12 protein-coding genes (1 of these 12 cut by a window edge) are annotated in these 12,139 nt (G+C 56.6%); 10 read left to right on the forward strand and 2 right to left on the reverse strand.

The window, feature by feature from the left end; genetic code table 11:
- Both RHM59_RS16285 and RHM59_RS16290 read right to left on the reverse strand, forming a co-directional pair.
- Window positions 1–682: the 5' portion of a CaiB/BaiF CoA transferase family protein gene (locus tag RHM59_RS16285; protein WP_416195026.1), read on the reverse strand. Its footprint begins 539 nt before the window's first position; only the first 682 of its 1,221 coding nucleotides appear in the window; it begins with the start codon at window positions 680–682; its stop codon lies beyond the left edge, outside the window.
- A gap of 46 nt (window positions 683–728) precedes the next feature.
- Complete coding sequence (locus RHM59_RS16290; protein WP_322166933.1) at window positions 729–1,910, reverse strand: acyl-CoA dehydrogenase; 1,182 nt, start codon at window positions 1,908–1,910, stop codon at window positions 729–731.
- Between the two features lie 157 nt (window positions 1,911–2,067).
- On the opposite strand from RHM59_RS16290, the gene RHM59_RS16295 reads away from it, so the two are divergent.
- The 10 genes from RHM59_RS16295 to RHM59_RS16340 all read left to right on the forward strand — a co-directional run bounded on the left by RHM59_RS16295 (window position 2,068) and on the right by RHM59_RS16340 (window position 11,920).
- A complete protein-coding gene (locus tag RHM59_RS16295; RefSeq protein ID WP_322166932.1) occupies window positions 2,068–2,988 on the forward strand; it encodes a LysR family transcriptional regulator in 921 nt (306 codons plus the stop codon).
- Between the two features lie 420 nt (window positions 2,989–3,408).
- Window positions 3,409–4,530, forward strand: a complete 1,122-nt coding sequence (locus RHM59_RS16300) for a Re/Si-specific NAD(P)(+) transhydrogenase subunit alpha (RefSeq protein ID WP_322224747.1) — start codon at window positions 3,409–3,411, stop codon at window positions 4,528–4,530.
- An 11-nt stretch (window positions 4,531–4,541) separates the two neighbouring features.
- Window positions 4,542–4,877 (forward strand): NAD(P) transhydrogenase subunit alpha, encoded by a 336-nt coding sequence (locus tag RHM59_RS16305; protein WP_322166930.1) that lies wholly within the window; start codon window positions 4,542–4,544, stop codon window positions 4,875–4,877.
- Window positions 4,877–6,328 (forward strand): NAD(P)(+) transhydrogenase (Re/Si-specific) subunit beta, encoded by a 1,452-nt coding sequence (locus RHM59_RS16310; protein ID WP_322166929.1) that lies wholly within the window; start codon window positions 4,877–4,879, stop codon window positions 6,326–6,328. The genes RHM59_RS16305 and RHM59_RS16310 overlap by 1 nt, the downstream gene beginning before the upstream one ends.
- 193 nt (window positions 6,329–6,521) lie before the next feature.
- Complete coding sequence (locus RHM59_RS16315; protein ID WP_322166928.1) at window positions 6,522–8,015, forward strand: acetyl-CoA hydrolase/transferase family protein; 1,494 nt, start codon at window positions 6,522–6,524, stop codon at window positions 8,013–8,015.
- Window positions 8,016–8,332: 317 nt separating this feature from the next.
- Entirely contained in the window at window positions 8,333–8,548 is a 216-nt protein-coding gene (locus RHM59_RS16320) for a DUF1127 domain-containing protein (protein WP_322166927.1), read from the forward strand.
- A gap of 342 nt (window positions 8,549–8,890) precedes the next feature.
- Window positions 8,891–9,211 carry a DUF2388 domain-containing protein gene (locus tag RHM59_RS16325; RefSeq protein ID WP_322166926.1) on the forward strand — a complete coding sequence of 107 codons (321 nt, stop codon included), beginning with the start codon at window positions 8,891–8,893 and terminating at the stop codon, window positions 9,209–9,211.
- A 90-nt stretch (window positions 9,212–9,301) separates the two neighbouring features.
- A complete protein-coding gene (locus RHM59_RS16330) occupies window positions 9,302–9,607 on the forward strand; it encodes a DUF2388 domain-containing protein (RefSeq protein ID WP_322166925.1) in 306 nt (101 codons plus the stop codon).
- Window positions 9,608–9,641: 34 nt separating this feature from the next.
- Window positions 9,642–9,962: a DUF2388 domain-containing protein gene (locus RHM59_RS16335; RefSeq protein ID WP_322166924.1), complete on the forward strand. Its 321-nt coding sequence runs from the start codon at window positions 9,642–9,644 to the stop codon at window positions 9,960–9,962.
- A complete protein-coding gene (locus RHM59_RS16340) occupies window positions 9,959–11,920 on the forward strand; it encodes a DUF4105 domain-containing protein (RefSeq protein ID WP_322224748.1) in 1,962 nt (653 codons plus the stop codon). The genes RHM59_RS16335 and RHM59_RS16340 overlap by 4 nt, the downstream gene beginning before the upstream one ends.
- Window positions 11,921–12,139: the final 219 nt, after the last annotated feature.

Below are 12,139 nucleotides of genomic sequence, written 5' to 3' on the forward strand. Positions count from 1 at the left end.
TTGTCAGGTAGTTCATCGCCTGATTGGCCAGACAGGCGACCTGCACATCAAGCAATGCCATATCGATGTGCTGACCTTCGCCACCTTGATCTCGATGCGCCAATGCAGCGAGGATCGCCACGGTCGAGTACAGCCCGGTAAGGATGTCAGTCAAGGCGACGCCCACTTTCACCGGACCGGCGCCGTCATCCCCTTCTGGCCGACCTGTAAGACTCATCAACCCCCCCAGCCCTTGGATCATGAAGTCATAGCCCGCCCTCTTGGCGTAGGGACCGCTTTGCCCGAAACCCGTGATCGAGCAATAGATGAGCCGAGGGTTGAGGGCTTTCAACGACTCATAGTCCAACCCATAGGCTGCCAACCCGCCGACTTTGAAGTTCTCAATGAGAATGTCGGATTTGGCAGCCAGTTCCCGCACCAACTTCTGCCCTTCAGGTCGGGTGAAGTCGATGGTCACCGACTCCTTGTTCCGATTGGCCGACAGGTAATAAGCCGCTTCACTGGTGTTGTTGCCATCGGCATCTTTAAGAAAAGGAGGCCCCCAAGCGCGCGTGTCATCCCCATTGCCCGGACGCTCGACCTTGATTACCTCAGCCCCAAGGTCCGCGAGAATCTGACCAGCCCAAGGCCCGGCAAGCACCCGCGACAAATCAAGCACCCGCAGATGTGAAAGCGCACCCATCGGCAAACTCCTTTTCCTTATGAATAGACAGCTAAACGGCAGCTACTTAATAGAAGGCTTGAATGCCTGTCTGCGCACGACCCAAAATCAGCGCATGTACGTCGTGTGTACCTTCATAGGTATTCACAACTTCAAGGTTGACCAGATGCCTCGCGACACCGAACTCGTCGGATATGCCATTACCGCCCAGCATGTCCCGGGCCATACGGGCGATGTCCAAGGATTTGCCGCACGAGTTGCGCTTCATCATCGAGGTGATTTCAACTGCTGCAGTGCCTTCATCCTTCATTCGCCCTAACCGCAGGCAGCCTTGTAAGGCCATGGTGATCTCGGTCTGCATGTCAGCCAGCTTCTTTTGGATCAACTGGGTGGCAGCGAGCGGACGACCGAATTGCTGACGGTCCAGCGTGTATTGACGCGCGGTGTGCCAGCAAAATTCAGCAGCACCCAGCGCCCCCCAGGAAATCCCGTAACGAGCGGAGTTCAGGCAGGTGAACGGCCCTTTCAGACCACGAACGTCCGGGAAGATGTTTTCCTCAGGCACAAACACGTTGTCCATCACGATCTCGCCGGTAACGGATGCGCGCAGGCCGATCTTGCCGTGAATAGCCGGCGCGCTCAGGCCGGCCCAACCTTTCTCCAGGACGAAACCACGAATATCGCCCGCATCGTCCTTGCCCCACACCACGAATACATCGGCGATCGGGCTGTTGGTGATCCACATTTTGCTTCCAGACAAGCGATAACCGCCCTCGACCTTTTTTGCCCGAGTGATCATCGCGCCCGGATCGGAGCCGTGATTGGGTTCGGTAAGACCGAAACAACCAATCCACTCGCCGGAAGCCAACTTGGGCAGGTATTTCTGTTTCTGCGCTTGAGTGCCGAACTCGTTGATCGGGACCATCACCAGAGAGGACTGCACACTCATCATCGAGCGATAACCGGAATCAACGCGCTCGACTTCACGTGCGATCAATCCGTAACACACGTAGCTCAGACCGCTACCCCCGTATTGCTCCGGGATTGTGGCGCCCAACAAGCCCACGTCACCCATCTCACGGAAGATAGCGGTGTCGGTGCGCTCATGGCGAAAAGCTTCAAGGACGCGAGGGGCCAACTTGTCACGGGAAAACTGCTCAGCGCTGTCGCGCACCATGCGTTCTTCTTCAGTAAGTTGCTGATCCAACAACAGTGGGTCGATCCAGTTGAAGCTTGCTTTGCCAGCCATGAGCGAGTCCTCGCGATCAGGTAATAACGTCGTGGGCTGATGCTAGGCCCCGTTAGCGAATAGGGCAAACGAGGTTTTCGCATACTGTTGTGCTAATTTATCACTCCGTAATGAGTATAAGCCTCGTTAATGCGATCAACAGGTGAGGTAAAGGTACATGCGCAGAAAGATACCCAGCACGACAGCCCTCATCAGTTTCGAAGCCGCCGCCAGGCACGAGAGCTTCACCAAAGCAGCGCGGGAGCTTTCGATTACCCAAGGCGCCATCTGCCGACAAATCGCCAGCCTCGAAGAGTTTCTCAACGTCGAGCTATTCCGACGCTCCCGCCGCGGGGTCAAGCTGACAGAGGTCGGCCTTTCTTATAGTCGGCGCGTCGCGACTCAATTGGATGCCGTGGAACGTGACACGCTTTCAGCGATGGGCCAACAGGGCGCCAACACCATCGAGCTGGCAGTGGTCCCTACATTCGGCACTCAATGGCTTCTGCCACGCCTGAAACATTTCCAGCAGAAGCACCCCGACGTGACGGTCAACCTGACCAACCGTACCCGCCCGTTTCTGTTCGCAGACACCGAGTTCGATGCGGCAATCTACTTCGGCGACGCGGACTGGTCCGGCACTGAGTCACACCGGTTGATGGGTGAGAATCCGATGCCCGTATGTAGCCCAACGCTATTGGGCAATCGTCAGAGCTTAAGCGCCAATGAGATAGCCGAACTTGCGCTCCTGCAACAAACCACGCGCCCCTATGCCTGGCGGCAATGGTTCAGCGCTTTGAGCGTGAATATCCCCTGGGACATGACAGGCCCCCGTTACGAGCTATTCTCCATGCTTGCACAGGCGGCCATGCATGAGATGGGGGTTGCCTTGATTCCGCCATTTCTTATTCAGCGCGAATTGGCGGAAAAGCGTCTTGTCATTGCGAATCAATCGGCGTTATCGAGTCCTAAGGCTTATTACCTGATGATTCCAGAGCGAAAAGTAGAGTCTGCTTCGTTGCGCTCTTTTCGCGATTGGCTGGTGGATCAGGCTCATGGCTACACCCTACTTGCAACACCGCTTGCAGCCGGTAGCTGACCGTGTAGTCAAAAACATTCCGCGCCTACAGATATAACAATTTGTCGCTTTAAGACCAACTGTACCGATAGCCAATAATTGCACCCAGACCGCATAAAACCGGGGCTATCAGCCTTTACATGAGCAGGTGACACGTATTCATCAACCTAATTACGCAAAAGGTCGTATTTACAAATAGATCGCTACAGGCCTTGTAAACAAAGGCCTACCTGCATTTGATGCGACTTCTGGTCACAGGGTGACTTGTAGTTAATTTTTCGTCACCTTTCATAAGTGGTTGAAGGGATCTAACTTCGCCTGCAAAATGCCGCGCCCCGCCCTGTTTTGGCGGGATCGTACTGATCAGCCGAACCAGCTGCGCCATCCGTAGTGCACTGGCCTATTCGAACATAAGAACAAGATCATGCAGGAGATTTGAACGTGCACATTGGTGTTCCTCTCGAAACCCATACGGGCGAAACTCGGGTTGCCGCAACCCCCGAAACCATCAGGAAGCTGATTGCCCAAGGCCATCAGGTCACGGTGCAAAGTGGCGCCGGCATTAACGCCTGCGTTATTGACAGTGCTTATCAGTCCTGCGGTGCCGCCCTTGGTACTGCGACGGATGCGTTCGGTGCTGAGCTGGTCCTCAAGGTCGCCGCTCCCAACGATCATGAGCTGACGCTGATCAAACCCGGCACGATCGTGATCGGAATGCTCAATCCGTTTAACAGCGAGACGATTTCAAAGATGGCCGAATGCGGTATTACCGCATTTGCCCTCGAAGCCGCGCCGCGCACCTCCCGCGCCCAAAGCCTTGACGTCCTGTCTTCCCAAGCCAACATCGCAGGCTATAAAGCCGTTCTACTAGCAGCCCATCACTATCCGCGCTTCATGCCGATGCTGATGACGGCCGCAGGAACTGTGAAAGCCGCACGGGTGCTGATCCTGGGTGCTGGCGTTGCCGGCTTGCAGGCCATCGCGACGGCAAGACGTATGGGCGCTGTGATTGAAGCGTCGGACGTACGTCCTGCGGTTAAAGAACAGATCGAGTCCCTCGGCGCCAAGTTCGTTGACGTGCCGTACGAAAGCGACGAAGAACGTGAAGCCGCCGTCGGTGTTGGGGGCTATGCCCGCCCGATGCCCGCGAGCTGGATGCAACGCCAGGCGGTTGCGGTGCACGAGCGCGCCAAGCAGGCGGACATCGTGATTACCACGGCGTTGATTCCCGGCCGTAAAGCGCCGGTGCTGCTCAGCGCCGACACCGTTTCGCAAATGAAGCCCGGCTCGGTGGTCATCGACCTGGCGGCGGCGCAAGGCGGCAATTGCCCGCTGACCGTGGCTGACCAAGTGGTGATCGAGCATGGCGTGACCATCATTGGTTACACCAACTTGCCCGCAATGGTGGCTGCTGATGCTTCGGCCCTGTATGCACGCAATCTGCTGGACTTTATGAAGCTGCTATTCACCGAAGAAGGGCAGCTGCAGATCAACCTCGAAGACGACATCGTTACCGCGTGCCTTATGTGCCGCGACGGCCAAGTCATCCGCAAGAACGCCTAAAGGACAAGACGATGGAAGAGTTTATCTCCCCCGGTATCTACAACCTGATCATCTTCGTGCTGGCGATCTATGTCGGCTTCCATGTGGTCTGGAACGTTACACCCGCGTTGCACACCCCGCTGATGGCAGTGACTAACGCGATTTCGGCAATTGTGATCGTCGGCGCCATGCTCGCAGCTGCACTGACCGTTACCCCGCTGGGCAAAACCATGGGCACGCTGGCGGTCGCATTAGCGGCGGTCAACGTGTTCGGCGGCTTCCTCGTCACTCGGCGAATGCTGGAGATGTTCAAGAAAAAAGCACCGAAAGCTAAAGTTCTGCCCGTAGAAACAGGGGCGCAGAAGTAATGAGCATGAATCTAGTAACACTTCTGTACCTGATCGCCTCGATCTGCTTCATCCAGGCGCTCAAAGGCCTGTCGCACCCGACCACCTCGCGACGCGGCAATCTGTACGGCATGCTGGGCATGACGCTGGCTGTGATCACCACCATCGGCCTCGTGTACAAGCTTGGCGAGATGTCGCTGGCACAGGGCGGCGCTTCAGCAGGTATCGGTTATATCGTAATTGGTTTATTAGTCGGCGGTACCGCCGGTTCGATCATGGCCAAACGCGTTGAAATGACCAAGATGCCTGAGCTGGTTGCGTTCATGCACAGCATGATCGGCCTCGCCGCTGTGTTCATCGCCATCGCCGCCGTCGTCGAGCCGCAGTCGCTGGGTATTGTTCATCACTTGGGCGACAGCATTCCAGCCGGTAATCGCCTGGAGCTGTTCCTTGGTGCAGCGATTGGTGCGATCACCTTTTCTGGTTCTGTCATTGCCTTCGGCAAGCTCTCAGGCAAGTACAAATTCCGCCTGTTCCAAGGCGCACCGGTACAGTTTGCCGGTCAGCACAAGCTGAACCTGTTACTGGGCTTGGCGACGATAGCCTTCGGCGTGATCTTCATCGCCACCGGCAACCTTGGCGCGTTTGCCCTGATGCTCGCTTTAGCGTTCGTCATCGGCGTACTGCTGATCATCCCCATCGGCGGTGCAGATATGCCGGTCGTGGTGTCGATGCTCAACAGCTACTCCGGCTGGGCAGCGGCGGGGATTGGTTTCTCGCTGAACAACTCGATGCTGATCATTGCCGGCTCACTGGTAGGTTCAAGCGGCGCCATTCTCTCGTACATCATGTGCAAGGCGATGAACCGTTCGTTCTTCAATGTAATCGGCGGCGGTTTCGGCGGTGCGACGAACGTCACAGGCCCTGTAGGTGATAAAGAAGCCCGCCCGGTTAAATCAGGCTCGGCTGACGACGCCACCTTCCTTCTGATGAACGCCGACACCGTGATCATCGTTCCCGGCTACGGCCTGGCAGTGGCTCGCGCACAACATGCGCTGAAAGAGCTGACCGAGAAGCTGACTCACCGGGGCGTCACCGTGAAGTACGCGATTCACCCGGTCGCCGGGCGGATGCCGGGGCACATGAACGTACTGCTGGCCGAGGCAGAAGTGCCTTACGACCAAGTGTTCGAGATGGATGACATCAACTCCGAGTTTGGCCAAGTCGACGTAGTACTGGTCTTGGGCGCCAACGACGTGGTCAACCCTGCGGCGAAGAACGATCCTAAATCGCCGATTGCTGGCATGCCGATTCTCGAAGCGTTCAAGGCCAAGACCATCATCGTAAACAAGCGCTCGATGGCCAGCGGCTACGCCGGTTTGGACAATGAATTGTTCTACCTGGATAAAACCATGATGGTGTTTGGTGACGCTAAAAAGGTCATTGAGGACATGGTTAAAGCCGTCGACTGATTCCGCTAAAAACGTCCACTCGCTTCAATCTGACCCCAGCGCGAATATCGGCTGGGGTTTTTTTCGGCTTTGTAACGCTGTTTTACACCGAAACGGCTATTTAATAGCCCTGGATGCGACTTTGGTAGCGGGACGGAAAAAATCCAACTCACTTAGACTGAGGCCTTGCTTCCGATACCCGAGATGACAACCCATGTACCGTGATCGTATTCGTATGCCTTCTCTATTCAGCAAGGTCATGAGCGCGTCAGACGCCGCAGCCTTGATCCAGGACGGCATGACCGTCGGCATGAGCGGCTTCACCCGCGCAGGCGAAGCCAAGGCCGTTCCACAAGCCCTGGCCCTGCGTGCCAAGACTTCGCCCCTGAAGATCAGCTTGATGACCGGCGCAAGCCTGGGCAACGACCTCGACAAGCAGCTCACCGAAGCAGGCGTGTTGTCCCGTCGCATGCCGTTCCAGGTCGACAGCACGTTGCGCAAGGCGATCAACGACGGCACGGTGATGTTCATCGACCAGCATCTCTCGGACACCGTTGAGCAGCTGCGCAATCGTCAGATTAAAGCCGTCGACTTGGCTGTGATCGAATGCGTGGCCATTACCGAAGAAGGCCATCTGATACTCAGCACCTCCGTCGGTAACTCGGCCAGCTTCGCGATTCTGGCCAAAGAGGTGATTATCGAAATCAACCTCGCCCAGCCGCTGGAGCTGGAAGGCCTGCATGACATCTATATCCCTAGCTACCGTCCAACCCGGCTGCCAATCCCGATACTGAGAGCTGACACCCGCATCGGCAGCACAGCGGTGCAGATCGACCCGGCGAAAATTGTCGGCATCGTCATCAGCAATCAACCGGACTCACACTCGACGATTCTGCCTCCCGACGCCGATACTCAGGCGATCGCCAGCCACTTGGTTGAGTTCTTCAAACACGAAGTGAAAGAAAACCGTCTGACCAACAGCTTGATGCCGCTGCAGGCGGGCATCGGCACCATCGCTAACGCGGTGATGCACGGTTTGCTGGACTCACCTTTCCACGACATGACCATGTACTCCGAAGTGCTTCAGGACTCGACCTTCGACCTGTTCGATGCCGGCGTTCTGAGCTTTGCTTCTGGCAGCTCTGTGACCTTGTCAGCCGCGAAACACACTGAAGTCTTCAGCGACTTGAACCGTTACAAACCGCAATTGGTCCTGCGTCCACAGGAAATCTCCAATCACCCGGAAGTGATTCGTCGCCTGGGTATTATCGGGATCAACACGGCGCTGGAGTTCGATCTGTACGGTAATGTCAACTCCACTCACGTCTGCGGCACCCGGATGATGAACGGGATTGGCGGCTCGGGAGACTTCGCTCGCAACGCACATTTGGCGATCTTCGTGACCAAGTCCATCGCCAAGGGCGGCGCTATCTCTAGCGTTGTGCCTATGGTCAGCCACGTTGACCACACCGAACATGACGTTGACATCCTGGTGACCGAAATAGGTCTGGCCGACCTGCGTGGTTTGGCACCTCGCGAACGCGCTCGAGTGATTATCGACAACTGTGTTCACCCGGCGTACCGCGGTGCGCTCAATGACTACTTCGCTGCGGCCTGCAAAATCGGCGGTCACACCCCTCACGTACTGCGCGAAGCGCTCAGCTGGCACATGAACCTGGAAGAAACCGGGCAAATGCTCGCCAACTGATTCACTCAGTTGCTGACTGCAAGACATTTTCTTGCAGTCAGCCTACTGAAAAACCCTTCCGTTTCAAAAACTGTACTGCTGTACGGGTCGTTCGACCGCTCTAAACCCTTAATATCAACCGTACTTTTGAATAAGCGCACCACAAAAGGGCGAACCGGTACAGTTGCCCCGTTTTCGAACAAAACAGTGCGTATAAACAGTTAACTGAACCAGCACAATTGAAGTGAACTGTGTCTAGTGAGACTGATCAAGAGAGAGGAAAATCAGTACCAGTTAAACCACTACCTAATCCCGCCACAAGCGGAAGGATGTTCATCATGGAACGTACAATCAGTTCCGACCTGTTCTTCGAAACAACCGCTTCATCCGAAAAAGCTGTATGGCCTCTTCGCGCTTTCGCCAACCTGATGCTTTGGCAGCGTCGCATTTCCAGCCGCCACCAATTGGCCCGTCTGGATGCACGTTTGCTGGCTGACGCCGGGATTAGCGAATCGCAACGCTACGAAGAGTTGAGCAAGCCGTTCTGGCGCTAATTTAGCGCTCGCTGGTCCCAGACCCAACAGGTCTCCTGCCAGCAACCCGAATTGCTCCATACAAGACCCGTCGCAGGTAACTGCCGACGGGTTTTGTCATTTCGGGGTTTGCGAACGCCCGTGAAGCCACCTACGCTATCTGCCCAATCACGTACAGTTTTTACATTGGCCATATCGACCAGTACAGTTAGTTTCCGTATATTTTTTAATCACATGGCGTCGAAAACCCTTCCTCCTGTCGCTAAAAACACGCTCGCGACGTCACAGGATGGTATGCACCGCATTGCTGTTATAGGCTTGCCGCTGCTCAAATCCTCTATTTCTAAGTCTCTGGAGTTCATCATGGCCCGCCTACGCCTGCTTAGCGCTGTAGCCCTCTTGGCTGTTGTTGCCACCGGCGCAAGTGCATCGAGTTTTGTTGTCACCACCGATGAACTGGTTCGTGCATTCGATGCCTCAAGCGACGCGACCTCGAAACTGTCCTCTTCGCTCAAGGACGACAAAATCGTACTCGCAGCCCGCGACGACGCAGCCAGCTTTGTGGCCAGCCAAGGCGAGATCCGTGGCGTACAACTTGAAGGCGCGCTGGACCATATCCGTCATCAAGCGCCCGAGTTGAAAGCGACGGACGCCCAGCTGGCTCAGGCGATCCTGGCGATTTGACCTACCGCGCAGGCCCGCTTAAATGTCGGCTAGCTCTACTACGGGCATTGCGCTAGCCTTGCCCGCTCGAATCATCGGCTAGATCGAACTATGCGTTTTCTGCCTGTTCTCCTCATTGCTCTGGCTTGGACTGCCCAGTGCCAAGCGTTTGATACGACCACACAATCTCTGGTCGCCAGCGGATTCGTTACCAGCAAGGTTACGTCTGCACCGTTTGATCGAAAAATCGTACTTGCCGCCCAGGATGATGCTGCAGCGTTTATAGCCAGTGATGGCCGACTGCGAGGAGCACAACTGGAAGAAGCCCTGCTTGCGCTACGCGAGCAGCTACGCCTGACCCAGCCAAAACTTTGTGCCAGCGACGCTGAACTGGCGCAAGCAATCCTCGTCCAATAATCACGTTTTATCTTCTGCATTTTGGAGACGTTCCATGCGTACCCCGCTGATTGCCGCCACCCTTGGTCTGTTGTTGCTAACCGGCGTGGCCCAAGCACAAACCGTCAAGGCCACCAGTAATATCGTCGTCCGCGCCTTCGGCCGCAGCATCGACTTTACCTCTGACAGCACCACCTCTACACGTGACTCCAAAGTCGTGATTCAAGCCAAAGACGACGCGGCCAGCTATGTGGCCAGCAAAGGCGATATTCGCGGGGTTCAGCTTGAAGCCGCCTTCGATACCCTGCGCGCGCATTTGCCCGAAGCCCGTAACGCTAGTGACGAAACGCTGGCCGAAGCCATTCTCGCGCTGTGAGACCTCTCGCCGTCTGGGTGCTGACCTGCGCGCTGTTGTTGGTCGGCAACAGCGCAGTCGCCGGGTTGAGCCTTAAGCTCGACACCGACGACCTCAACCAGGCGCAGCAACACGCCAGCCAACTATTGCTTGATGAGGCGATGCGGTCCCTGCCGCCTGGATTCGTCGAGCAGTTGGACCGACGCGTCGATGTCAGTTGGTCCACGGGACTACCAAGCAACGCCTATGGCGAAGCGACCGGCCCGCATCATCTCGACCTGAACCGCAATTTGCTGGCAAGCCTGACTGACGGCTCGGCAGCCACGCAAAAAACCAATCGTCCTCACGGCACCGTCCGCCGCGAAATGCTCGCGACGGTCCTGCACGAACTCACCCATATTTATGATCGCGCGGCGCTGTGGCCAGAAGCCGTGCGTAAGCTGATCCTCAATTGCCGACGTCAGGCCAGCAGCACGGGCGATATCGGGTTGCCGGATCAATGCCGGGGCGAAACGGAACGCCGCTTTACCCTTAGCGACGATCCACGGTTGCTCGACCTTGCCGGCTGGCCGGAATACGTTGGCCGTCGCGGTGAGCGCGAAGAGAACAACCGCCAGGTAGCCCGCAGCCCGGACATCTACGAAATCAGTAACCCGCGCGAATTCGTCGCAGTGAACATGGAGTATTTCCTCCTGGATCCTGATTACGCATGCCGCAGACCGGGGCTTTACGCGTATTACAAAGATCGGTTCGGCTGGGCTCCCGCGGCCAAGAACGAATGCCCGGCGTCCTATCCTTTCATCAACGCTGGCAGCGATTTTGCTGTGCAGCCGCTGGGCAAGATTGATCCAGAGCGGGTGTATGCGGTCGACTACCTGTTAGCTGAAGCCAACCAGAACTGGGTGAGTCGCTGGGGCCATAGCATGCTTCGGCTGGTGATTTGCAAACCTGGACGGCCACGCGGCCCGGATTGCCGTCTGGACCTAGATCAGCACCTGGTGTTGTCGTATCGCGCCTTCGTTGGCGATGTGCAGCTGTCGAGCTGGGACGGCCTGACGGGCGTCTATCCATCGCGCCTGTTCGTTTTGCCACTGTCGCAAGTGATCGATGAGTACACCAAGACCGAACTGCGCAGCCTCGCCTCAGTGCCCATGAACCTGTCGCGCCCAAAGATCAACGCTTTGGTGCAGCACGCGGCCGAGATGCACTGGAGCTACGACGGCAATTACTACTTCATCTCGAACAACTGCGCGGTAGAGACCTTGAAGCTGTTGCGCAGCGGTACCGATGACCCGCGTATCAAAGGCTTGGACAGCATCATTCCTAACGGCCTGCTGGAAGTTCTTGACGCCCGTGGTCTGGCCGACACCAGCGTGCTGAAAGACCCCCGCGAAGCCTTGCGTCTGGGTTATCGGTTCGACTCTTATCGGGATCGCTATCAGGCGATGTTCGACATCTTGAAAAAACAGTTGCCGATCAAACAGAAGACCGTGGAAGACTGGCTGACACTGCCCGCCAAGGACCGCAACGCTTGGTTCGCCAATGCAGATCTACGCACCAGCGCAGCCATGTTGTTATTGGAACAGGCCAGCTTGCGCAGACAACTGTTGTTGGCTCAGGAAGAGGTTAAAGAACGCTACCTCAGCGCCCAGGAACAGAAAGACGGCAGCGTTTCCCAGGCCACCGGCACCTTGCGCGAGATTCTCGCCAGCAGTGGCTTCCTCAGTCGCCCGGCAGAGTTGCTCGACAGCGGCGGATATGGCTTGCCCCAAGAGAATGAATGGCACCGGCTTGAAGACGAAAGCAGCCAGCGCCAAAAACAACTGCTGCGTTTAACCGGTGACCTCGACAAAGAAGTCCGCGCTCTGCTCGAACCCGGCCGCGCCGCAGAAATAGCCGCCAACGAAGCCAACCTGAAACAAATCGGCCAACACCTCCGTGCGCTGCACAAAGCAGCCGGCGGCCTGGAGCTGCCGTAACGCCCTCCCACAAAAATATGCAATTCCCAGTAGTCGGTGTCTGCTGGGCGACGGCGCGGCCTCTCCAGCTCATGCTTGCTCATAATCTTCACCCATCGAAAGCTTGCTGAAAGCTTGTCCCTTTAGGATCGCCTCCGCTGCCGGCATTAGGTCGGTCGCGGCATAACAACAAGAACTCAACGACAATGGTGATCCTGATGTCCACGCATTTCCGCTCCA

Source organism: Pseudomonas sp. MH10 (genome assembly GCF_034353045.1).
Lineage (GTDB): Bacteria > Pseudomonadota > Gammaproteobacteria > Pseudomonadales > Pseudomonadaceae > Aquipseudomonas.